Below are 23,653 nucleotides of genomic sequence, written 5' to 3'. Positions count from 1 at the left end.
GGGCGAGACGGGGACAATGACCTCCTTCTCCCCGTCCACGGGGGTACGCAGGACGGGTCGAGACCCGCGGCCCGACCCTGGTTGGTGCCGCCCGGTGGAAGAGGGGCAGCGTGCCTATCGTGCCGCAGCTTCCGTCGTCGATCCGGAAATCCCGGTCGTTACCATCGAAGATCTTGGCATATTGCGCTCGGTGGAGGTCGACGGCGACACGGCGATTGCCAGGCTCACGCCCACCTATACCGGCTGCCCGGCTGTGCTGGCCATCGAACTGGCGGTGGAGGCGGCGCTGCGCGACGCGGGTTTCGAGCCGCGCGTGGAGCGCGTCGTCTCGCCCGCCTGGACGACGGATTGGATCACTCCGGAGGGGCGTGAGAAGCTGCGGGACTATGGCATCGCGCCGCCCGCCAAGGCATCTAACTCCATCCGTGCCCTGTTCGGAGAAACCGAGGTCGCATGTCCGCGCTGCGGCTCCGGCGAGACCGCACGTATCTCCGAGTTCGGCTCGACGGCCTGCAAGGCGCTTTACCGCTGCGAGGCCTGCCATGAGCCGTTCGACTATTTCAAATGCATCTGAGGTGGCGATGGTCCCGCGTTTTCACGAGTTGAAGGTGGCCGAGATAGAGCGCCAGACGCCCGATGCGGTGGCGATCGCGTTCGAAGTGCCGGAAGACTGCGCCAAGGAGTTTGCTTTCACGCCGGGGCAATATCTGACACTTTCCACCGACATAGATGGCCATGAGGCGCGGCGCTCCTATTCGATCTGCTCGGCGCCGGGCGATCCGCATTTGCGCGTCGGCGTGAAAAAGGTCGCGGACGGACGCTTTTCCACCTTCGTCAATGAAGAGCTATCGGTAGGCGACACGATCCGGGTGATGCCGCCGCAGGGGCGGTTCACGGCGCTGAAGGGGGAGCGGCACGATTACCTGCTGTTCGCGGCCGGTTCCGGCATCACGCCGATGCTTTCCATCGCCCGCACCGTGCTTTCGCATGAGAAGGACAGCACGATCACGCTGGTCTATGGCAACCGCTCGACCGAGACCATCATGTTTCTGGAAGAGCTGAACGACCTGAAGGACCGCTATCTGCAGCGTTTCACGCTGGTCCATCTCCTGTCGCGGGAGACGCAGGACGTGGAGCTTCTCAACGGACGCATCGATGCCGCCAAGGTGCGGGCGCTGGCCGCGGGCGGGCTGATAGAGCCGCTTCAGGCTGACGGCGTATTCCTGTGCGGACCGGGCGAGATGATCGACGCGGTGTCGGGCGTTCTTGCGGAGATGGGCGTCGAACGCGACCGCATCCGCTTCGAGCGCTTCACGCCTTCGGGCGACGCGCCGATGCCGCGCAAGGCATCGAAGGCCGCGCGTGCGGCTGTCGAGGAAGGCGTGGCCATCGAAGTGGTGCTCGACGGCGTCAGGCGCAGCTTTGCCATGCGGGATGCCGATGGCACGGTGCTGGACGCGGCGCACAAGGCGGGCATCGAACTGCCCTATTCCTGCGCGGGGGGCATGTGCTGCACTTGCCGCTGCCGCGTGGTGGAAGGGGCGTCGGAGATGGCCGTGAACTTCTCCCTCGAACCGTGGGAGGTCGAGGCGGGTTTCACGCTCGCCTGCCAGACTCGCCCGACGGCAAAGAAGCTGGTTCTCGACTTCGACGCGGCGTGATCAAAGCACGCTTGTGTCGAAACCGGACGCTGCGAAGTCCATCACCAGCTTGGCATTCAGGACAATGATGATGAGGGCGATGAGGCTTGCCGTGGCGGCCAGCCAGGCGGGCGCGGTCAGGGCGCCCATCTTGCGCCGGTCGGCGGTGAATTGCACGAGCGGGACCACGGCGAAGGAAAGCTGAAGGCTCAAGGCGACCTGCGTCAGGATCAGCAGCTTTCCCGTTCCGCCTTCACCGTAGTAGACGGTAGCGATCACCGCAGGCACGATGGCGATGGCGCGCGTGACCAGCCGCCTGAGCCACGGGCGCACCCGCATGTTTATGAAGCCTTCCATGACTGCCTGGCCGGCAAGGGTCGCCGTAACCGTGGAATTGAGGCCGCTGCATAACAGCGCTATGCCGAACAGCACGGGGGCGAGGGCGGAGCCGAGGAGCGGGACAAGCAGCGTGTGCGCCTCGCCGATCTCGGCGATTTCCGTGCGTCCGGAGCTATGGAAAACCGCTGCGGCGAGGATCAGGATCGCCGCGTTGATGAAAAGCGCGAACATGAGCGCGGCGGTGGAGTCGATGGTGGCGAAACGCAGCGCCTCGCGCTTTTCCGCTTCGCTCGAGCCCCAGGCGCGGGTCTGCACGATGGCCGAGTGCAGGTAGAGATTGTGCGGCATGACGGTGGCACCGAGAATGCCGAGGGCTAGATAAAGCATTTCCGGGTTGGCGACGATCTCGGTGGTCGGCGCAAAACCTCGGATGACCGCACCCCATTCGGGATCGGCCAAGCCGATCTGAACGGCAAAGCAGAGTGTGATGACCGCCAGCAAGGCCATCACCAGCGCTTCCAGATAGCGAAAACCGATGCGCTGCAGGTAGAGGATCAGGAATACATCAAGCGCGGTGACCGCAACGCCTATCTCAAGCGGCAGGCCGAAGATGAGATTGAAGCCGATGGCCGTGCCCACCACCTCGGCGATATCGGTGGCGATGATGGCGATCTCTGCGAGCAGCCACAATGGATAGGAGGTCCAGCGTGGATAGGCGTCGCGGCAGGCCTGGGCGAGGTCGCGCCCGCTGGCGATGGCCAATCGAGCGCAGAGGCTCTGCAGGACGATCGCCATGATGTTGGAGACAAGGGCGACGGCCAGAAGCGTATAGCCGAACCGTGATCCGCCGGCGATGGAGGTCGCCCAGTTGCCGGGATCCATATAGCCGACGGCGACCAGGTAGCCCGGACCGACGAAAGCTGCGAAGCGGCGCATGCGGCCTGCCATTGGCCGCACTGCGATGCTGCGATGAACGTCGGCGAGCGAGGCTTCGCCGCGGGCGTTCCGCCAGCCGCTGTTTTGTTCTGTGTCTAAAGGTACTTCGGATGCAATGCGCTTGAGCACGATGAAATCGCTTTTTGCAAATGATTTTCAAGTGCGTTAGCGAATGGGAAGACGATGCGCAAGTGTGAGCATCGACGCAGCACCGCAGCGGCGAACCGCCTTGTAATTTGGAGGTTGGCTGCCATGTTTTCAGATCATGGACAGGCGTTTCTCTTCCATAGGCGTGTGGATCGCCACAGGCATAGGCATCGGGGCCGCTCTGGGAGCAGCGTTCGACGATCTCGCGGCGGGCCTTGGTGTCGGCATTGCCGTCGGCGCCGGGATTGGTGCTGCGCTTGGGGCGCGTTCCAGCAGCTAAATCAGTTCGTCGTTTCACAGAAGCGCTGAACGGATCCAGCCGTCTTGGTCTTACGCAGTTGCGGACGGAAAACCGGCTTCCACTTTTCCTGGAATTGCTCCGCCGGCTCTGCCGGCCCTTCTACCGCTTCTCCCTGATCTCCGTCAGCGTCTTGGTCGGCGTTATCGCTTCCGCGTCCAGCTTGATCTCGATAAGGGCCGGCTTGCCGCTGGCGCGAGCGCGCTCGAAGGCGGGGGCGAAATCGGCGGTTTCCTCGACTGTCTCGCCATGGCCGCCATAGGCGCGGGCGAGGGCTGCGAAATCCGGGTTCTTCAGGTCCGTGCCTGAGACGCGGCCGGGATATTCGCGCTCCTGGTGCATGCGGATCGTGCCGAAGGTGCCGTTGTTGACGACGATGACGATGATGGGCAGGCTGTATTGCATGGCGGTGGCGAATTCCTGGCCGTTCATCATGAAGCAGCCGTCGCCGGCAAAGGCTATGACTTCGCGCTCGGGAAAAAGATCCTTGGCGGCCACGGCCGCGGGCGTTCCGTAGCCCATGGAGCCGGAGGTGGGGGCGGCCTGGGTATTGTAGCGGCGGAAGCGGTGATAACGGTGGACCCAGGTCGCGTAATTGCCCGCGCCGTTACAGACGACGGCGTCTTCCGGCAGCTTCTCCTCGAGCCAGGCCATGATGCGGCCCATATGCACATTGCCGATGCCTTTTTCGGGCGGCGTGGACCAATCGAGATAGGCTTGATGCAGTTCCGCGGTCCGGTCAGCCCAGGCAGGAGCGGCGGACGGCGCAAGGCGGGAGAAGGCGCCAGCAAAGGCCGCCGGCGTCGCATTGATGGCAAGCGTCGGACGGTAGACGCGGCCAAGCTCGTGCGGATCGGGATAGACGTGAACCAGCTTCTGGTCGGGGTAGGGGCTTTTGAGCAGCGTGTAGTCGGAGGACGGCATTTCGCCGAAGCGGCATCCGATGAGGAGCACGACGTCGGCGTCCTTGATGTATTGGCTGATCTTCGGGTTGACGCCGATGCCGATATCCCCGGCATAGGAAGGGTGCAACTGGTCGCAGAGCGCTTGGCGGCGGAAGGAGCATCCGGCTGGCAGCGCCCAGCGTTCCAGCGCTGCGCATGTCTGCTTCACCGCCGCCTCCGTCCAGCGCGTGCCGCCCAGGATCACAAAGGGCCGCCGGGCGTTTCCCAGAAGATCGCGCAGGGCGGCGATCTCCTCTTCGCCGGGCGCGGTCTCGACCGGGGTGAAGGGCAGGGGAGCCGGGGCTTGCACCATGTCGGTCAGCATGTCTTCCGGCAGCGAAACGACCACGGGCCCAGGCCGGCCGGAGGTGGCGACGGCAAAGGCGCGGGTGACCAGTTCGGGGATGCGGCCTGCATCGTCGATCTCGACCACCCATTTGGCGATGGAGCCATAAAACGCCTTGTAGTCGACTTCCTGGAAGGCCTCGCGTTCCTTTATGCCGCGTGCCACCTGGCCGATGAACAGGATCATCGGGTTGGAGTCTTGCGCGGCGATGTGGACGCCGGGCGAGGCGTTGGTGGCGCCGGGGCCGCGTGTGACGAAGCAGATGCCGGGCCTGCCGGTCAGCCTTCCGTGACAATCGGCCATCATCGCAGCACCGCCTTCCTGGCGGCAGACGATGTTGCGGATTCCCGAATCGTGCAGGGCGTCGAGCACGGCCAGATAGCTTTCGCCCGGCACGCTGTAGATGCGGTCGACACCGTTGACTTCCAGCGCTTCGACGATCAGTTGCCCGCCCGTTTTCATGACTAGTCCTCTTCCAGTTCCGCCAGGATCTCGTTCGTGTGTTCGCCCAGCCGCGGGCTCGGTCGTCCGTAGGCGAGCGGCGTGCCGGAAAAGACCATGGGCGCGCGTACAGACGGGAGCGCCGTGCCGTGGCCGTCGTCGAGCTCCAGTTTCATGCCGCGCGCAAGCGTCTGGGGATCGTTGAACGTTTCCGCGATATTGTTGATGGGGCTCGCCGGCACCGCATTGGCGTCGAGCAGGCCGAGAAGCTCGGCCTTTTCCCAATCGGCCAGGCAGGCGACCAGACTTTCCCGCAGCGCCTGGCGGTTTGCGACGCGGGCCGGATTTGTGGCGAAGCGTTCGTCGTCCGGCAGGCCGTCGAGCCCGACGATGCGGCAAAAGCGCTGGAACTGCCCGTCATTGCCGACCGCGAGGATGATGTGGCCGTTCTTGACCGGCAGCACCTCGTAGGGAGCGATGTTCATATGGGCGTTGCCCATCTGCACCGGCGGCTGGCCCGAGACGAGATAATTCAGCGCCTGGTTGGCGAGAACCGATATCTGGCTGTCGAACAGCGCCATGTCGATATGCTGGCCTTCGCCCGTGGCTTCGGCATGGCGCAGCGCCGCCTGGATCGCGATGACCGAGTAGAGGCCGGTGAAGAGGTCACTGACGGCCACCCCGACCTTCTGCGGCTCGCCGCCCGGCGCGCCTGTTATCGACATGAGGCCGGACATGCCCTGGATGATGAAATCATAGCCCGCGCGCGAGGCGTAAGGCCCCGTCTGCCCGAAGCCGGTGATCGAGCAATAGACGAGGCGCGGATTGGTTTTCCTCAGGGTCTCGTAGTCGAGGCCGTATTTCCTGAGCCCGCCGACCTTGAAATTCTCGATCAGCACGTCGGCCGTGGCGATCAGCTTCAGCAGGGATTGCCGCCCTTCCTCCTGGCGGAAGTCCAATGCGATGGAGCGCTTGCCGCGGTTTGTTGAATGGTAATAGGCGGCGGAAAGGTTTTCGCCTGCAGCCCCCTCGACGAAAGGCGGCCCCCATTTGCGGGTGTCGTCGCCGCCATCCGGGTTCTCCACCTTTATGACGTCGGCGCCCAGGTCGGCCAGCGCCTGGCCGGCCCAGGGGCCGGCGAGAATGCGGGCCAGTTCGACGACGCGAATGCCCTTTAGCGGTGGATGCGACATTGCGGATATGCCTTTGGTGAAACGGTCAGTGAGTGCCTATCAAATGCCGGGGCGCCCGGCCAGCGGCGGACGAAAGCGCGAATTGAGCCTCAGCCTGCGATTTTCTTGGCCCAACCGGCGAAATCGGCCATTGCCTCCTCGCGGTTGATCTCGTTGAGAGTTTCGTGGCGGGCCTGCTCGTAAATCCTTGTTTCCAGATTCGAAAAGCCCTCCCGGCGCAGGCGCTTTTCGAGGCGGCGCATGATGGCGCCACCCTTGGTGGAAGGGTCCGCGCCGCCGCCCACAAGCTGGATCGGCATGGTTCGAGGCACCTGCGCGAAGGCGTCGGCGGCTGCGATCTTGAGATTGAAGTCGAAGACGTCTCGCCACATGCCGACCGTGGGCAGCCATCCGCAATCGGGGTCCTCGACACATTTACGCACCTCCTCCGGATCGCGTGACAGCCAGTCGAAGGGGGTGGCGGCGTTGGGTATGGCCCTGGCCCAGGCGGAGAAGGTGAAATGGGGCATGATGCGCGAGGGGACGTCGGACCCCAGCCTGAAACGCTCCCAGGCGAGTACCAGCTTTCCGGCCCTGGCTTCCAGCGCGGTGGCGAGCGGAGCGTTCCAGATGGCCGCCCCGGCGCAGCGCTCGGGATGGGCGGAAAGGAAGTTGAGCGCGATCTGTGCGCCCATCGAATGGCCGAAGAGGATGACCGGAAGGCCAGGATGGTCGGCCGTGATGGCCCCGTGGACGGCAAGGACATCGGCAACGATCGTTTCGGCGGCCGGGCTCGGCCCGAACGAACCTCTGGGCGCGCCCGGCGCGCGGGTCGCCCCGTGGCCACGGTGATCGTGCGCGTAGACGTAGAAGCCTTTCCCAGCGAGAAAGTCGGCAAAGCGCGCGTAGCGGCGTGCATGCTCGGCGAGGCCGTGATTGATCTGCACGACGGCGCGCGGCCTGCCCTGGGCGGGCTGTACATAAAGCGCGATCCGCGCGCCGTCTGATGTGGACAAGGTTTTGGGGGCGCCGAAGGGCAAGGGGGGACGTCTCCTGTTGAAGGTGCCGAGGCGCATTGCTCCGAGCTTGCCTTTCGCCTACATACGCGGGCGAAATCCATATGGTGAATGGTGGATGCTGAATAGTTGATGATCATGCGCGGCGGCTTACCTTCCGCCCTTCGCAGCGCACCGACTATACACCATTGACTATTCACCCCTCATCCACGGAGCGCGACGAGCCTCATGGCACGCCAATTCATCTACCACATGTCCGGGCTGAACAAAGCCTACGGCGCCAAGAAGGTGCTGGAGAACATTCATCTTTCTTTCTACCCAGACGCCAAGATCGGCATCCTTGGACCCAATGGCGCGGGCAAGTCGACCGTTCTGCGCGTCATGGCCGGGATCGACAAGGAGTTCACCGGCGAAGCCTGGCTCGCCGAGGGGGCGACTTGCGGCTACCTGCCCCAGGAGCCACAACTCGATCCGGCGCTTGACGTGATGGGGAACGTGATGGAAGGCGTCGCGCACAAGAAGGCGATCCTCGACCGCTACAACGAACTGATGATGAACTACTCGGATGAAACGGCCGAGGAAGCTTCCGCGCTACAGGATAAGATCGACAGCCAGAACCTGTGGGATCTGGATTCCCAGGTGGAAATGGCCATGGAGGCCCTGCGTTGCCCGCCGGCCGATGCCAATGTCGTCAATCTTTCGGGCGGCGAGAAGCGTCGGGTGGCGCTTTGCCAGCTTCTCCTGCGGCAGCCGGATCTTCTGCTGCTCGACGAGCCGACGAACCATCTGGATGCTGAAACGACCGCGTGGCTCGAACGGCACCTGCGCGAATATCCCGGCGCGGTGATGATCATCACCCATGATCGCTACTTCCTCGACAATGTGACGGGCTGGATTCTGGAACTCGACCGCGGGCGGGGTATCCCCTACGAGGGCAACTATACGGCCTATCTGGAAGCCAAGGCCAAGCGGATGAAGCAGGAAGGTCGCGAGGAGGCCTCGCGGCAGAAGGCGCTGGAGCGCGAGCGTGAGTGGATGGCCGCCAGCCCGAAGGCGCGCCAGGCCAAATCGAAGGCGCGCATCCGGGCTTACGACGAGTTGGTCCGGTCGGCCGCCGATCGGCGCCCCGGCGATGCGCAGATCATCATTCCCGCCGGCGAGCGGCTCGGCGATGTGGTGATCGAGGCAGAGGGGCTGACCAAGGCCTATGGCGACCATCTGCTGATAGACGACCTTTCCTTCAAGCTGCCGCCCGGCGGCATCGTCGGCGTGATCGGGCCCAACGGTGCCGGCAAGACGACGCTGTTCCGCATGCTGACAGGTCAGGAAGAGCCCGATGACGGCAAAATCCGCATCGGCGAAACGGTCAAGCTCGGCTATGTCGACCAGAGCCGCGACTCCCTCAATCCGGACAAGACCGTGTGGGAAGAGATTTCGGGCGGTAATGACATCCTCAAGCTGGGCAAATACGAGATCAACAGCCGGGCCTATTGCTCATCCTTCAATTTCAAGGGCGGCGATCAGCAGCAGAAGGTGGGCACCCTTTCGGGTGGTCAGCGCAATCGCGTGCACATGGCAAAGCTGTTGAAGGAGGGCGGCAACGTGCTGCTGCTCGACGAGCCGACCAACGACCTCGACACGGAGACGCTGGCCGCGCTGGAAGACGCGCTGGAGAATTTCGCCGGCTGCGCCGTCATCATCTCGCATGACCGCATGTTCCTCGACCGCCTGGCCACCCATATCCTGGCCTTCGAGGGCGACAGCCATGTAGAATGGTTCGAGGGCAACTTCGAAGACTACGAGGCCGACAAGGTGCGCCGGCTGGGGCCGGAAAGCGTCAATCCGAAGCGGGTGACCTACAAGCCTTTGACGCGGTGACGTGGCAGGGGCGGCGCCAATCGGCGCAATGGCAAGCTGCGGGCGAGGCCGTCAATGGCCTTGCCGGCTACACGTGTTCGTGTTCTCGCCAGACAAAAGTTGACTGGAAATCGCCTTGTTCGCATTCCATTAGGCGTTGCGGCATAGTATCGGGTTTTAGGGGCTGGTAACCGGTCGCTTGACGTCTGCGCCATGGCGCATGATTCCGGACGAGTGTAGAACAGGCCAAACAATATGTTACGGCGTACGAGCGAGCGCGGTGCGCATGATTTCGCGCTGACGACCCCTTCCAGGCAGCGTGCCCAGCATGTCTGTGTCGGCGGTATCGGCGTCGAAATTCCGCAGCCCTCCATCTCGAATGAAGAACTGGTCGAGACGTTCAACCTCTGGGTTGACCGGGAGAATGCTGCGCGTGCGGTGCGCGGCGAGCCGCCGCTTGCGCGTTCGGACGCCGATTTCATCGTGAACGCCTCCGGCATCAGAAGGCGGCACGTCTATGAGCGCGAGGGTATCCTCGACCCCGAACGAATGGCGCCCAACATCCCGGCGCGCGCCGACGAGGAATTGTCGGTCATGGCGGAGTTCGGGCTGAAGGCGGCGCGCAAGGCGCTGGCCCATGCCGGGGCGGATGCGGGCGACGTCGACCTGGTGATCTGCGCGGCCTCGCACCATCAGCGGCCATATCCTGCGCTGGCCGTCGAGATCCAGCAGGCCCTGGGCGCCGGCGGAGCGGCCTTCGACATGGGCCTTGGCTGCTCGTCGGCGGTGGCCGCGTTGCATGTGGCGGCAAATCTGGTGCGCGCGGGGGCGCATCGAAAGGTGCTGGTGGTGACGCCGGAACTCATTACCGGTCATCTCAACTTCCGGGACCGTCAGACGCATTTCATCTTCGGCGATGCTTCCGTGGCGATGCTGGTCGAGGCGCTGGACGAGGGGGAAAGCCGGCCGGGCCGCTTCGAGATCGTCGACACGCGGGGCTGGACGCAGTTCTCCAACAATATCCGCACCAATTTCGGCTTTCTGAGCAGGCTGTCCCAGGACGATCCTTCCTTTCTCGAGATGGAAGGCAACATGATCAAGCAGGTCGGCAACAAGGTCTTCAAGGAAGTGACCGTCGCTGGCCATCAGTTCATCGTCGATTTCCTGGCCGAGCACGGGCATACGCCCAACACGATGCGCCGCTTTTGGCTGCACCAGGCGAATGCGCGCATGAATGCGATGATCCTGAAGCTGGCCTTCGGCAAGGATGTCGGGCAGGATCGTGCGCCGACGGTGCTGGAGCGGCTCGGCAATACCGCCGCCGCAGGCGCCGTCATCGCCCTCCATGAGAATCACGAAGACATGCATGAAGGTGATTTCGGCCTGCTATGCGCCTTCGGCGCGGGTTATTCCATCGGCGGCGCGCTGCTGCGCATGATGTAGCGGATGACCGCTCGGGCTGGTGATCCCGGACCGTTGCAAGGTGATCGGCCAGCGACCGCCGCTATTCTGCCTCCTCGTCGTCCGGGTCCAGCAGGCGCGTGGCGCGCCAGCGCGTGAGGGTTTCGTTGATTTCATCGAGCACGAAGAAGCGGGCTGCGTCGCGGTCGTAGCCCTCCGCCAAAAGCGTGTCGTAGTTGGTATGCTCGTGGCGCACATGGGCGACCGTGGCGATCCAGACCGCTATGGATGCCGGCAGATTGCGCAACTTGCGATCATTGGCGGCGGCGCGGATTTTCTCGGTGTCGGCGTAAGGCGCCCGCGGAAGCAGCATGGTCAGGGCTTTGCCCACGGCGCGCTGACGGTTTGTAGAAGCAGGCATCCGGCTCGTCCCTTGTTGCCGATCGAATCGTAATAGCACGCGTTGAACTGCCATCCCCGATACAGCTTTTGTTCCGGTGAAGCCAAAACAGCGATTCCAGAAATTCCATTCCGACATTCCCAATATCCCGGAGGTTGGCCTTCGGGGCGGCCTTGCCAAGGGTGCGCTTCTCATATAAACATATCTTTATATCTTTTGGAGAAGCGGATGCTTACCCGCCCGACAGTCCAGCTCGACCTGATGGTCGACATCCTCAAGGCGGCGGCCGAGCCGAGCCGGTTGCGTATTCTCGTGCTGCTTTCGCACGGCGATCTGACGGTTTCGGATCTGACGGAGATCCTCAACCAGTCGCAGCCGCGGGTCTCGCGTCACCTCAAGCTGCTTCTGGAGGCGGATCTGATCGTGCGGTACCAGGAGGGCTCGTGGGCCTATTTCCGGCTCTCCGAGTCCGATTCGGCCCGCGAGTTCGTCGATGGCGTCGTGGCCCGCATCGACCGCACGGATCCCGTCACCGATCGTGATCTCGAACGGCTGGAGGCGATCAAGCAGCGGCGGCAGGAAAAGGCGGCGGAGTATTTCGCGGCCAACGCGGACAGCTGGGACCAGATCCGCTCCCTCCACGTTCCCGACGCGGCCGTGGAAGCCGGGCTCAAGGCGCTGGTCGGCGAGAGCCCGTTTCAGTCGATGGCTGATCTGGGTACCGGCACCGGCCGTCTGCTGGAGCTGTTTGCGCCGCTTTACCGGCGTGGCGTCGGCGTCGACCGTTCGCGGGAAATGCTCGCGGTCGCCCGCGCCAAGCTGGAGCGTGCCGGCATCACCCATGCACAGGTGCGTCTCGGCAATGTCTATGCGCCGCCGGTGGACCGGGATGCGCACGACCTGGTGACGCTTCATCAGGTGCTGCACTATCTGGAAGAGCCCGGAATGGCAATCCGCGAGGCGGCTAGGCTGCTGCGTCCGGCGGGCAGGCTCGTCATCGTTGATTTCGCTCCGCATGCGTTGGAATTCCTGCGCGAGGAACATGCCCATGTGCGGCTCGGCTTTGGTGACCGCCAGATCGGCGAGTGGCTGCAAGAGGCGGAGCTGGAACTCCTCGAAACCCGCAGTTTCGCGCCGGAAGGCGATGCCGCCGACGGACTGACGGTCAAACTCTGGCTCGCGCAGGACCGGCGGATTCTCATCGCGGACGATCAAAACCGCGCGGGCGCGGTCAAGGAGTTGGTTTGATGTCGCAGTATCGTTTCTCCCGCCGTCCCGGGGCTGAAGGCCGCATACGCGTATCCTTCGAATTCTTCCCGCCGAAGACGGACGAGATGGAGCGCAAGCTGTGGGAGACGGTCAAGCGCCTTGAGCCATTGGCGCCGGCTTTCGTTTCGGTGACCTACGGGGCGGGCGGTTCGACGCGCGAGCGCACCGCACGCACGATCAAGCGCATTCTCGACGAGACCTCGCTGACGCCGGCGGCGCATCTGACGTGCGTGGATGCGGACCGGGAGGCGGTGGACGCGGTCATCGGCGAGTTCGCACGGATGGGGGTTTCTCGGTTCGTCGCCCTGCGCGGCGATCCGGCCGAGGGCGTGGGTGCCAAATACCAGCCGCATCCCAATGGCTATGCCAACGGAGCTGATCTTGTCGGTGCGCTGTCGCGGCAGGGCGATTTCGATGTCTCGGTTTCGGCCTATCCCGAGAAGCATCCGGAGAGCCCGGATTTGGCGACCGATATCGACATGCTGAAGCGCAAGGTGGACAATGGCGCCAAGCGGGCGATCACCCAGTTCTTCTTCGACAATGACGTCTATGAGCGCTACGTGGAGCGCGCCCGGCGGGCCGGCATCAATATTCCGATCGTGCCGGGCATCCTGCCGATCCACAACTTCCTGCAGATGACGCGCTTTGCCGCCCAGTGCGGCGCGAATGTGCCGTCCTGGCTGGCCGAGCGCTTCAGCGGCCTCGACAAGGATCCGGTCACGCATCAGCTTGTCGCCGCGGCGGTGGCGGCCGAACAGGTGCTGGATCTCGTGGAGCGCGGCGTGGAGGATTTCCACTTCTATACGATGAACCGCGCTGAGCTGCCCTTTGCCATCTCCCATATGATCGGCATCAGGCCATCGACCGGAACAGCCGATCTGAGCTCCGCGGCAGCCTGAACAGCCTCCTCGCGGACGGCGTGAAAAAGGCCGGGTCGCCCCGGCCTCCTGTCGTCTGTAGCAGCTCTGCTTGGTTCTGAATTTTTCGCCGCTTAGGGAAGTACGCCCATGATGAGGGCGCCGATAAAGGCGAACGCGACGCATATGACGAGCGCGTTCAGTGGCCGTGTCAATCCCATGCGCTGAGCCTCCTCTGCAGACTGGAAACCGGATTCTAGGCTTTGGCGAACAATTGCCAAGAGCTTTCTATGCTGCGGCGCAGCAAGCTTATGGAAAACTGTTTCGGCTTCGATCAGCTTGCGGTTGAATTTGCTTGGCAATCGGCGGCGATTCACTTTGTGTTAACAAGTGTCGGCGGGTGTCCGCGCAACAGGCGGAAAAACCGTCCGTCGATGGTGATGAGCCCGAGCGCGATCAACGCCATTCCTGCGATCTCGAAGACATGCAGCCGTTCACCTAAAAAGAGCGCTCCGAGCAGGACAGCCGTGACGGGCACGATCAGCGTGACCAGGGAAGCGTTGGTGGCGCCGGCAAGGGCTATGATCCGGAAGTACAGAATGTAGGCGAATGAGGTCGCGAGAACCGCCAGCGCGAGCACGGCGGCCCAAACGCCGGCGCTTGCGGCAAAGAGCCCGTGCGGGCTGTAAGTCATGAGGATGAGGGGAACCATGATGATCGACGAGGCCGTCAATTGCCCGGTTGCGATCACCGGCGGCGGCACGCCGCGAAAACGCCGCGCGAATATGAAGGCGAAAGCGTAGGAGACAGCCGCGCCCACCAGCGCCAACTTGGCCCAGATCGGGCCGCCAAGGCCGGCTACCAGGCCTGGACCGATCATCACGCAGGTTCCGGCAATGCCGAATCCGATTCCCAGAACCTTGGCCCAGGACAGCTTTTCGTCACTGGTCAGCATGTTGGCGAGGACAACCGTCCAGAATGGCGTGGTGGCATTGAGCACCGCGGCGATGCCTGCGCCGAGTTCCGTCTGGCCGAGAAAGATCAGCGAGAACGGGATAATGTTGTTGAGCACGGCCAACGCGAAGAACTGTGCCGCCATCGGCAGCGCAAGGCGGAAGCTGGGGCCTCTTGCCAGGAGCCACAGTTGCAGGACCAGGGCTGCGATGGTCACGCGGAACATGACCAGGACGAGCGGCGGCATCTCGCTCACGGCGATACGGCCGAAGAAGAACGAGCCGCCCCAGATGACGCCCAGCAGAATGAGCAGAGACCATGCCTGGAGCGATAGCTGGTCTGCCGACGATCTGGGTGCTTCGGTGCTCATGGCGGCGTCCTGTTTCTGTCGAACCTGACTACGCCGCCGGATGCCCCGCCACCACCCGAAAGCGGTTCTGGCCTAAAAACGCACGACTTGTGGCGCGCAGGCCGGTTCAGGCGTTCCATTCCCGCTGTTCCCGCCCTAGGCTGCGCCGATAGCGGAGGTAGCCCATGCAGCGATTCGAAACGGCCAGGCAAGCAGCGCTCCAGATGCGCCCCGATGTGCCGGTCTACTGCTTTCGTCCCGACGTATTGAAAGCGGATGCACGGCAATTCGTGGATATGTTTCCAGGCAAGGTCGCCTACGCAGTCAAGACGAACGGCGAGGAACTGGTGTTGAGAACGCTCGCGGAGGCAGGCATCAACGCTTTCGACGTCGCTTCCCCGGCGGAGTTCGCCGCGGTGCGTGCTGTCGCACCGGATGCCGAGATGCTCTACATGCACCCGGTCAAGGCGCAGTCGGATATCAGGCTGGCGCTGGAGGAATACGGCATCCGCGTCATCGCCGTCGACCACGAGGCCGAGGTGACCAAGCTGACGCGCGTGGTGCGTGCGCTCGACATCGATCCCGGCTCCATCACCGTCTTCGTGCGCATCCAGACCAAGGGGCATGCCGCTTACGAGCTTTCCAAGAAGTTCGGTGCAGGGCCGGCGCACGCGGTGGAACTGCTCCAGCGGCTCAATCGCTACGGCTTCAAAGTGGGCATCTGCTTCCATGTGGGTAGCCAGATCGAGGATCCCGACACTTATGAGCGGGCGCTGGTCTCGGCGGACTGGGTGCGGGGTAGGGCTGGCGTTGAATTGGCTGGGCTCGATGTCGGCGGCGGATTTCCAGCCGAATACGGCCACGATCCCAATCGGAAGAAACCGGAAATGCCTTCGCTGGAAGCGCTGATGACCCAGTTTCGAGGCGACATCGCCGAATGGGGCTTCGACGAAATGCCGCTGGTCGCCGAGCCCGGCCGGGTGATCGTGGCGCGGGCCTTTTCGCTTATCGTGCGGGTGCTTCTGCGAAAGGGCAAGCGGCTCTACATCAATGACGGAATCTGGGCCTCCCTGTCGGATTCCTGGACTGGCAAAATCACGCTGCCGGCGCGCTTCATTCCCGATCCGGCGATCCGCAGCCGCAACGGAGATGCCGGCAAGCTTGTCCCATTTCGCGTGTGCGGGGCGACTTGCGATTCGGTGGATATTCTCTCCCGCCCTTTTTGGCTGCCGGAAACCGTGGATACGGGCGACTGGATCGAGATCGGCCATATCGGAGCTTATTCGCTCTCGTTGCGAACGCATTTCAACGGCTTTTACCCCGACACATTCGTGGAGGTGATGAAGCCGTTTGACGAAGGCACGGCGCCTGAAAGTTTCGCCAGCCTAGAGACGATGGCCGATTGAGGCGATTGTCGGGGAGCGCGGTTTGGAGCAGGCACATAACGCATTCCCGCTGACGGAGACGGCGTTTGTCATTCTCGTGGCGGCGGGGCTCGGGCTGTTGCTGATGCGCCTGAAACAGCCGCCGCTCGTGGGCTTCATACTGGCGGGCGTGGTGATGGGGCCGACCGGCCTCGGGCTTGTCGGCGACGGGGAGAGCGTTTCCGTGCTGGCGGAGATGGGCGTTCTCATGCTCCTGTTCTTCATCGGCACCGAGCTGTCGCTCAAGGCCTTCATTCTGAGCTTGAGACCGGCGATCATCGTTGCCGCGGGCCAACTCGGGGTAGCGTTGGCGATCGGCCTCTCGATTGCCTGGATCGGCGGCGCCGGCCTTGCCGAAGGCGTGATCCTCGGTTTCATCATCGGACTTTCCAGCACGGTCGTCGCCATGAAAATGCTCGACGACATGGGAGAATTGCGGGGCGATGCGGGACGGATCGCGGTTGCCGTTCTCATTGCGCAGGACATCGCCGTCGTGCCGATGCTCATCATCGTGGCAGCACTCGGCGGAGAAGCGGTAAGCCCCGTGGCCATCGTCCTCAAGGTGGTGCTTGCCGTGACGCTTCTGGCGGGACTGCTGTGGTGGCTCGGGCGGCGCGGCAAGATCCGCATCCCATTCACCGGCTTCCTTGCCGACAATGTGGAAATGCTGGCGTTGGGGGCAATGGCAGCCTGCTTCGGCGCTGCCGCGATTTCCGGTTTCGCCGGCCTGTCGCCCGCCTATGGCGCGTTCGTCGCCGGCCTGCTGGTGGGCGGCTCGACTTTGCGCAGCAGGGCGATCCCCGTCATCGAACCGATACAGAGCGTGCTCGTTGTGGTGTTCTTCCTGTCCATCGGCCTGTTGTTCGACCTGGCCTTCATCTGGCAGAACATCTGGACTGTGGCGGTGGCCTCGGTCATCGTCATCGCGGCCAAGACGCTGCTCAACATCTTCCTGCTGCGCTTGACCGGCCAAGAACGCGATACCGCGCTGGTCGCCGGCCTCTCGATGGCTCAGATCGGGGAGTTCTCCTTCGTTCTGGCAGCAGCCGGTTTTTCCGCGGGCGCCCTTAGCCCCGACGCATACCGGCTGGCCATCGCGGTGACTGCGATCTCACTCCTGTTCTCACCGGCCTGGATGTCCGTCATGCATCGGATCGAGGGCGCCGCCGTCCACGGCTTCTCGTCCTACCGCGAGGCGCTGTCGGAAGCTTATGCCGGTGAGATCGAGAATGTGGGAGAGGGCCTGTGGTGGGTGCGCGCGCGCTACCGCGCCGGGCGTAAAGCGTGGCGCAAATGGCGCACGCGCCGGGCCGAGGAAAGGGCCAGGGGGCGTGAGGCCGATACGGAGGCGGGGGAGTAACTGCCGTGCGCCCGAGCGGGCGCACGAGCTGCCGCTACTCTATCTAAAGGTTCGCCAAAAGCGTCGGTGTCGGCCAGCCATCGGCGGGCAGGCCGAGGCGAAGCTGCTCCTGGCGTACCGCAAGGCGGGTGTTGAGGCCCAGAATGCCGTCGATGCCGCCGACGTCATATCCCCTGTCGGCCAGCTTTTGCTGCAAAAGCTTCATGGCCTCCGGCTCAAGGCCGGGCTCGGGCTGTCTCGGATCGAAGGCGGGCGCGCCTGCCAGCCGGGCGGCAAGGTGGGCGGCGGTGAGCGTGTAGATGAGCGACTGGTTCCATTCCAGATAGATGTCGAAATTGTCATAGGCCAGGAATGCCGGTCCCTTGTGGCCCATGGGCAGGATTAGACGGGCCGGAAGTTCGTCGGCGGGAAGCGGTTCGCCGCTGCGCGAGGTCACCCCGAGACGGGACCACGCCGAGCGCGGAAGGCTGGAGATGAGTCCCGTTTCGGCCCAGGGCAGGTTTGCCGGAACGCGCACTTCGTCGAGCCAAGGCTGGCCCGGCTTCCAACCGAGTTCGCCGATGGCCCTGGCGGCGGTCAGGATGGCGTCGGGAGCGCTGCCTTTAAGGTCGACGCGGCCGTCGCCGTCGCCGTCCATCCCCTTTTCCAGATAGTCCGTTGGCAGCATCTGAAGCTGGCCGATTTCTCCGGCCCACGCGCCGGTGACGCCGGCGTCGACGACGCTCTGGTCGATCAGCTTCAGGAGCGCGATCAGTTCCGGGCGGAAAAGTTCGGGGCGGCGGCAATCATGGGCCAGCGTCGCCAGTGCGTTGAGCGTGCTGAAGTCGCCTTGGACGGCGCCGAAATCGGTTTCGAGCGCCCAGAAAGAGGCGATGACGGGACCCGGTACGCCGAACTCGCTTTCAGCGCGGGCAAAGGTGTCGGAATATTTTTGGAGGTTGGCCCGGCCGTGCGTCAGGCGGTAGTCGTTGATCATGCGGCCTGCGAACTCGCGGAAATTCTGGGTGAAGACGCCTTGGGCGCGGTCGCGGCTGAGCACGTTCTGGTCGAGGCGGGCTTGGCTGAGCGCGGAAAGGCCGCGCTGGCCGACGCCCTGGCTGGCTGCTTCAGCCTCGACTCCAGCCCGCCACGCGCCGAAATCGCCGCCGCACTGCTGGGCTGATGCCGCGGCAGGCATGCCGAAAGCCAGCGCCAGACCGAAAAGCGGTGTTCGCAAATCCATTTTTCACTCCTTCTTGCCCATTAGCCGGCCTGGGCCTTGAGCCACTTTTGCCAGGCGCTTGCATCACCGTTGAAGACGTTGATGTCCGCGTTGCCCTCGATGCCGGGAATGACGCCCGTTCCGGTGTACTGCCAGAAGACCCAGGGGTGCCCGCCATATTTGTCATCAGGATGACCGGCGACCGAACGAAGCCAGAAGGGATTTCCCTTGAAGCGCCACAGGCCATTGTCATCGAAGAAGTCTATCGAGGTGTAGATGATCGGGCGCTTGCCGTAGTGGCGCTCGATGGCGTCGAGGAAGACCTGCATTTCCGCGCGCACTTTTTCCGCCGGCGGGCGGATCGTGCAGGTCGGCGAGAAGGGGTTCCATTCCATGTCCAGGACCGGCGGCAGCGCGCTGGGATCGCGCGGCACGTTGGCGATGAACCAGCGGGCCTGCTCGATGGCCGGCCGGCAGAAATAGTAGAAATGATAGGCGGCGCGGGGTATGCCTGCCGCCTTCGCGCCGTTCCAGTTGCGGCGGAAGGCCTCGTCCACCCGGTCGCCGCCTTCGGTGGCCTTGATGAAGGCGAAGGAGATGCCGGATCGGCCCACTTTGGCCCAGTCGACGTCGCGCTGGTACTTGGAAACATCGGTGCCGTGGATGGCGTAGGTCCACGGTGCACGACCGGCCCATTCGTGGGGGTCGTTGTCGCCGAAGCGCGGACCCTTGGAGGGTGAGGCAGACACCGGCACAAGGTCCGCCAGATCGTAGCTGCCGCTCGTGCAGGCGCCAAGCGCGAGCGTCATAAGGATGACTGCGAGAATCCGCATGATGCGCCAAGCTCCCCGGTGCGAATCAACGCATATTCCTACACCATGGGAGATGGGCGAGGCCATGGCGCGGATCGCGATCGCTCCCGCCAGATAGGAGAAGCCGGCTTGCGGAAAATCTGGATCGGCTTGAAATGGGCTGCCGGCATTGTCGCGGCGTTATTGGTTGCCGTTTTGCTCTGGCTCTATCTCGCACCGCCCGATCTCATACGTGTGGGTTCCGGCTATGCGGCCAAGATCGTCTGCTCCAATGTCTTCATTGCCGGGCGAGACCCTGAATCGGTGCTGGCGAAAGACGTTCAGGCGCCGGGCCATCCCTTGCTGCGTCTGATGAGGGTTCGTATCGATGCGTCCGACGCCACCGTGCGGGCTGGGCTTTTCAGCCTCTTCGGCGATGGGCTTGCCGTGTTCCGCCGGGGAACGGGATGCGCTGCGGTGCCCGATGGCGACCTGGCGGCCGCGGCGCATTCGGCGGCAAGTGGAGCCGAGCGGGTAAGCGGCACGGAACCATGGCCCGACGGGCTGGCAATAAGCGCTTCAGACAATGCGGCGCTGGCGGCGGCGCTGGATGATCCCGAAATCACCGGGCCGGGGATGCGCGCGGTCGTGGTCGTCCGCGACGGCCGCATCATCGGCGAGCGCTATGGAGACGATGTGGCCCGTTTCGATCAGCCGCTGCTGGGCTGGTCGATGACCAAGACGGTTACGGCGGCGATCGTCGGCACACTGGTGCGCGAGGGCCGGCTTTCCGTGGAGCAGGACAGTCTGCTGCCGCAGTGGGAAGGCGATGACAGGTCGAAAATCACAATTGCCAACCTTCTGGGAATGGAAAGCGGCCTGCAGTTCAACGAGAGCTACGGCAACGTCACCGACGTGACGCGCATGCTCTATCTGGAGCCGGATTCGGTCTCGGTGCCGGTCGGCAAGCCCCTGGTGGCGGCGCCGGGCGAGGCCTTCAGCTATTCGAGTGGCACCAGCCTTTTGTTGTCGCGGATATGGCAGAACGCTTTCGAGGATCCCCGGGAGGCACTCGATTGGCCGGCCAAGGCGCTTTTTGGTCCGCTCGGCATGTCGAGCGCCGTGCTGGAGACGGATGCCAGGGGAACCTTTGTCGGCTCGTCCTATCTCTATGCCTCTGCAAGGGACTGGGCGCGGTTCGGGCAGTTCCTGCTCGATGATGGGGTATGGCAGGGCACGCGCATCCTGCCGGCCGGTTGGGTCGACTGGATGCGCACACCAACAAGGGCTTCCGGCGGCGAATACGGCCGGCACCTCTGGCTGCACGGCCCGCGTATCGACCGGCCGCGGGACGAGGAACCGGACGCGGGCTATGAACTGCCGGAGGATGCCTACTGGCTGCTCGGTCATGACGGGCAGACGATGACGGTCATTCCTTCGCGCCGCCTCGTGGTCCTGCGCATGGGGCTGACTCCGATGAAACTCGGCTATAAGCCGCAGGTGCTGGTGGAGGCCGTTGTCAAGGCGCTCGGCCGAGCCAGCCGCGAGGGCGAATAGGACGGTGCGCTCTGCAACGGCGCTGGAGGTGGCGGGCGGGCCAATTACTGCGCCAGGCGCAGCCGCGTATTGTAAAGCCAGATGGCGAGCGCCCCTGTCCCGTAGGCGATCAATCCGTACAGGGCGGGCGGAATGGCCATTTCGGAATTGTTCAGCATCGTCTCGCTGACCGCCAGGGTGATCACCAGCGCGGCATTATGGATGGCGATGGCCATGGCGATGGCAATCGCCTGGCGCTGTTCGATGCCAAACAGGAGCGGCACGTAGTAGCCGACAGCGAGGCTGACGAGGTTGAAGGCAAGCGCGGTGCCGCCGACGACCGGACCCCACTCCAGAACGACGTCCCAGTGGCTGACCAGGGCGAAGCCCACCACCGCGAGCAGGAACAAGGTCGCCAGCAGCCGGACGGGCCGCTCGAGGCGACGGGCCAGGCCAGGATGGCGGCTGCGGATGAATACGCCGATCATGGCCGGAACGATGGCGATCAGAAAGAACTGCAGGACCTGGAAGAGGTCCAGCGTCACCGCTTCGGTGCGCCCGTAGAACAGGAGCAGCGATCCATTTGCTATGATCGGCACGGTCGCCATCGCAAGAACCGAATTGATCGCCGCCAGAGTGATGCTGAGCGCGACGTCTCCGCCGGCAAGATGGGTGAAAAGCGAACTGGACGTGCCGCCCGGGCTTGCCGCCAGCAGCATCATGCCGACCGCGACCGCCGGCGGCAGATCGGAGGCCGTGACCATGGCAAGGCAGATTAGCGGCAGGACGACGGCCTGGCAGGCAAGCCCGACGATCACGGGCCGGGGCCTGGCCAGGATGCGGACGAAATCGTCGAGCCGCAACGAGAGGCCGAGCCCCAGCATGATAATGAAGAGCGCGGCCGGCAGGCCGAGATTGATTGCAAGACCGGCTTCCACCATGCACTGCCCCTTTATTGCCGGCACAAGGCTAGGCACAGTTGATGAACATTTGGAAAACGCGGTGCGGCGTTCAGGGTGTCATGAAACCGCGATTCTCGCCATGACGGCATAGCCGCCGAAAAGCGATTCAAAACGGAGGCTTGCGCCGCGGCGTTGGCATTCCGATTCAAGAAACCCGCGCAGCGCGTCGCGTGGCTCGACATGGAATGCGGCAAGCCAGCGTCGCAGGACCCAGCGGAACGCGGATGGAAGATGCTCCTGCCGTCCGAAGTCGACGATGTGGAGCGTGCCGCCCGGTGCGACGGCGTCGAGACCTGCGTGGATTGCCTCGCGCCACGGCGGAATCATCGAGACGGCGTAGGACAGGAACACGCGGTCGAAACGGGAGCCGCCGAACAGGACTTGGGCGTCGAAACCGGCCGCGTCCCCCTCGGCCAGGGTGACGATGCCATCGATGTGTTCGCGCTGCATCCGCTTGCGCGCGGTCGCGAGCATTTCACCCGATATGTCGATGCCGAAGAACCGGGCTCCCGGGTAACGTGCGGCGGCGAGCGAGAGATTGCGGCCGGTGCCGCAGCCCAGTTCCAGCACCGTGTCCTCGTTCCGCAAGGCAAGGTCGGCGATCAGGCGGTCCCGGCCAAGAAGGTAGAATTTCCGCGTGATGTCATAGATGTGACGTTGATGCCGATAGACGCCATCCATCAGGCGCGCATGGGAATCCGTTTCGGCGGTGAAGCTCATGCGCTCTTCTTCACGTAAAGATGGAAGCCGCCATAGATCGCGGAGCGGTCGCGGGCCGAGAGTTCGCGGGAACGCACGAAATCATAGCCCCATTGGGCGAGCAGCCCTTCGGAAACGCGGCCGGGCAGGAGCGTGGGCTGGGCGGCGGTGCGGAAGATGACGCGGGCACCGGGTGCTGCGGTGCGGGTGATTTCCGACCAGAGGGCGTTGAGCTGATCGTCGCTCATCCAGTCCTGTGCGTCCAGCAGCACGAAGCGGTCGACGCTGCCGGCTGGTTTGGCGGCCAGAAGTTCGATGAGATTTGCATGGTGCACGACCGCACGGCCGGCATTGGCGCGAATGGTGTTGAAATTCTCGCGCTGCAGATAAGCCGGCAGGGTCGCTTCTCCCTCGCGGGGATAGCGCCTGGCGAAAGCCTGCCACGCGAAATAATTGTTCTTTAGCGGGAAATGGCAGGCGAGCTTTTCGAGTCTTGCGCACAGGACCTCCGCCATGGTGCCGTTGCCCGAAGTGATGAGGGCGTCGTACTGCGCTGGCGGTATGCCGAGCCCGAAGAGGGAGGCCTTTCGGGATGTCGCCCAGCGGACGAAGGGCTTGTCGAAAAGCGGCCTCAGCCGGTCCTCGAAGAAGCGGCGCTGCTCGCGCAGATTGCCGGCCTCCATGATGCCGGCGGGATCGACGCCGTGCAGCCTGGCGACGCGGTGGCCCGCCGCGATGAAGAAGCCGAGCAGGCCGGAATGATAGAAATTGCGGCCAAATGCCTCGATCCGCCGGCGGCCGAGGAGATCGCGCTTCTCCCAGTAGCGGCGGGACCGCGCGTCGAGCGTCGGCGCGATGAAGCGGTCGTAGGCTTCCGTGTTGGCCCGATTGCCCGGCTCGCCGAAGAAGCGCCGCAGGTCGGCGGGCGAGGGAAGGGCGCGGAAGGCGGCGAGCTTGAGCCTATTGAGGGCGATATGGGCGCCGTTGAGGTCGACCACGTCGATCCTTGCCGGCGTTCGCGTGAGATAGGCCAACACGTTACAGCCGCCCGAGGCGATGGTGACGACGCGATGGCCTTCGCCAAGCGCCATCGCCTCCATGTCGACGTCCGGATCTTCCCATATCTGCGGATAGACCAGGCCGGAAAAGAGCAGCGCGAAGAGACGTTCCGACAGCCCGGCTTTCGTCAATACGCCGTTCTGGTAGACGGCGCTGCCGATGCGGCGGCGGGAGGAAAGGCCGATATCGGCGGAAAGGTCAGTCATGGGAGATTTCCCCGTGGACGCTTTCCAAGGGGCTAGCGGAAATCCATGA

The 23,653-nt window shown here is 63.9% G+C and carries 20 protein-coding genes; 9 read left to right on the top strand and 11 right to left on the bottom strand.

The annotated features are described in order from the left end of the window. Positions 1–94: 94 nt before the first annotated feature. Together paaD and paaE are read left to right on the top strand one after the other, a co-directional pair. Positions 95–574 (top strand): 1,2-phenylacetyl-CoA epoxidase subunit PaaD, encoded by a 480-nt coding sequence (paaD, locus tag NTH_RS03055; RefSeq protein WP_338528621.1) that lies wholly within the window; start codon positions 95–97, stop codon positions 572–574. Between the two features lie 7 nt (positions 575–581). Next, a complete protein-coding gene (gene paaE, locus NTH_RS03050; protein WP_338528620.1) occupies positions 582–1,661 on the top strand; it encodes a 1,2-phenylacetyl-CoA epoxidase subunit PaaE in 1,080 nt (359 codons plus the stop codon). Here paaE and NTH_RS03045 read toward each other — a convergent pair whose 3' ends face one another. The 4 genes from NTH_RS03045 to NTH_RS03030 form a co-directional block, all read right to left on the bottom strand. After that, positions 1,662–3,032, bottom strand: a complete 1,371-nt coding sequence (locus NTH_RS03045; RefSeq protein WP_338531792.1) for an Nramp family divalent metal transporter — start codon at positions 3,030–3,032, stop codon at positions 1,662–1,664. A 430-nt stretch (positions 3,033–3,462) separates the two neighbouring features. Further along, positions 3,463–5,112 (bottom strand): thiamine pyrophosphate-binding protein, encoded by a 1,650-nt coding sequence (locus NTH_RS03040; protein ID WP_338528619.1) that lies wholly within the window; start codon positions 5,110–5,112, stop codon positions 3,463–3,465. 2 nt (positions 5,113–5,114) lie between these two features. After that, positions 5,115–6,284, bottom strand: a complete 1,170-nt coding sequence (locus tag NTH_RS03035) for a CaiB/BaiF CoA transferase family protein (protein WP_338528618.1) — start codon at positions 6,282–6,284, stop codon at positions 5,115–5,117. A gap of 89 nt (positions 6,285–6,373) precedes the next feature. Further along, a complete protein-coding gene (locus NTH_RS03030; RefSeq protein WP_338528617.1) occupies positions 6,374–7,279 on the bottom strand; it encodes an alpha/beta hydrolase in 906 nt (301 codons plus the stop codon). A 228-nt stretch (positions 7,280–7,507) separates the two neighbouring features. On the opposite strand from NTH_RS03030, the gene ettA reads away from it, so the two are divergent. Together ettA and NTH_RS03020 are read left to right on the top strand one after the other, a co-directional pair. After that, positions 7,508–9,157: an energy-dependent translational throttle protein EttA gene (gene ettA / locus NTH_RS03025; protein WP_338528616.1), complete on the top strand. Its 1,650-nt coding sequence runs from the start codon at positions 7,508–7,510 to the stop codon at positions 9,155–9,157. Between the two features lie 234 nt (positions 9,158–9,391). Beyond that, the gene (locus tag NTH_RS03020; RefSeq protein ID WP_338528615.1) at positions 9,392–10,579 is read left to right on the top strand and encodes a beta-ketoacyl-ACP synthase III; all 1,188 of its coding nucleotides are present in this window, start codon (positions 9,392–9,394) and stop codon (positions 10,577–10,579) included. 61 nt (positions 10,580–10,640) lie between these two features. Here NTH_RS03020 and NTH_RS03015 read toward each other — a convergent pair whose 3' ends face one another. Beyond that, positions 10,641–10,958 (bottom strand): DUF2293 domain-containing protein, encoded by a 318-nt coding sequence (locus NTH_RS03015; protein ID WP_338531791.1) that lies wholly within the window; start codon positions 10,956–10,958, stop codon positions 10,641–10,643. Between the two features lie 207 nt (positions 10,959–11,165). Here NTH_RS03015 and NTH_RS03010 point away from each other — a divergent pair, with 207 nt between their 5' ends. Continuing rightward, positions 11,166–12,185 carry an ArsR/SmtB family transcription factor gene (locus tag NTH_RS03010; RefSeq protein WP_338528614.1) on the top strand — a complete coding sequence of 340 codons (1,020 nt, stop codon included), beginning with the start codon at positions 11,166–11,168 and terminating at the stop codon, positions 12,183–12,185. After that, entirely contained in the window at positions 12,185–13,105 is a 921-nt protein-coding gene (metF, locus tag NTH_RS03005; protein ID WP_338528613.1) for a methylenetetrahydrofolate reductase [NAD(P)H], read from the top strand. Before NTH_RS03010 ends, metF begins: the two co-directional genes overlap by 1 nt. Positions 13,106–13,436: 331 nt before the next feature. Here the strand turns inward: metF and NTH_RS03000 are convergent, their stop codons facing one another. Beyond that, positions 13,437–14,387: a DMT family transporter gene (locus NTH_RS03000; protein ID WP_338528612.1), complete on the bottom strand. Its 951-nt coding sequence runs from the start codon at positions 14,385–14,387 to the stop codon at positions 13,437–13,439. A 164-nt stretch (positions 14,388–14,551) separates the two neighbouring features. On the opposite strand from NTH_RS03000, the gene NTH_RS02995 reads away from it, so the two are divergent. Both NTH_RS02995 and NTH_RS02990 read left to right on the top strand, forming a co-directional pair. After that, a complete protein-coding gene (locus NTH_RS02995) occupies positions 14,552–15,772 on the top strand; it encodes an alanine racemase (protein ID WP_338528611.1) in 1,221 nt (406 codons plus the stop codon). A gap of 22 nt (positions 15,773–15,794) precedes the next feature. Further along, complete coding sequence (locus NTH_RS02990) at positions 15,795–17,150, top strand: cation:proton antiporter (protein WP_338528610.1); 1,356 nt, start codon at positions 15,795–15,797, stop codon at positions 17,148–17,150. A gap of 43 nt (positions 17,151–17,193) precedes the next feature. Here the strand turns inward: NTH_RS02990 and NTH_RS02985 are convergent, their stop codons facing one another. Then, positions 17,194–18,372, bottom strand: coding sequence for a lytic murein transglycosylase (locus NTH_RS02985; RefSeq protein WP_338528609.1), 1,179 nt, complete (start codon positions 18,370–18,372; stop codon positions 17,194–17,196). A 20-nt stretch (positions 18,373–18,392) separates the two neighbouring features. Beyond that, entirely contained in the window at positions 18,393–19,184 is a 792-nt protein-coding gene (locus NTH_RS02980) for a GH25 family lysozyme (protein ID WP_338528608.1), read from the bottom strand. A gap of 108 nt (positions 19,185–19,292) precedes the next feature. Here NTH_RS02980 and NTH_RS02975 point away from each other — a divergent pair, with 108 nt between their 5' ends. Then, complete coding sequence (locus NTH_RS02975) at positions 19,293–20,699, top strand: serine hydrolase domain-containing protein (protein WP_422392342.1); 1,407 nt, start codon at positions 19,293–19,295, stop codon at positions 20,697–20,699. A gap of 44 nt (positions 20,700–20,743) precedes the next feature. On the opposite strand, the gene NTH_RS02970 is transcribed toward NTH_RS02975, so the two are convergent. The 3 genes from NTH_RS02970 to NTH_RS02960 form a co-directional block, all read right to left on the bottom strand. Next, entirely contained in the window at positions 20,744–21,619 is an 876-nt protein-coding gene (locus tag NTH_RS02970) for a bile acid:sodium symporter family protein (RefSeq protein WP_338528607.1), read from the bottom strand. Between the two features lie 78 nt (positions 21,620–21,697). Continuing rightward, entirely contained in the window at positions 21,698–22,360 is a 663-nt protein-coding gene (locus NTH_RS02965) for a class I SAM-dependent methyltransferase (RefSeq protein ID WP_338528606.1), read from the bottom strand. After that, a complete protein-coding gene (locus NTH_RS02960) occupies positions 22,357–23,604 on the bottom strand; it encodes a DUF3419 family protein (RefSeq protein WP_338528605.1) in 1,248 nt (415 codons plus the stop codon). Before NTH_RS02960 ends, NTH_RS02965 begins: the two co-directional genes overlap by 4 nt. Positions 23,605–23,653 lie beyond the last annotated feature (49 nt).

This window comes from Nitratireductor thuwali (assembly GCF_036621415.1).
Taxonomy (GTDB): Bacteria; Pseudomonadota; Alphaproteobacteria; order Rhizobiales; family Rhizobiaceae; genus Chelativorans; species Chelativorans thuwali.
This window is presented reverse-complemented; position numbering and strand designations above follow the sequence as displayed.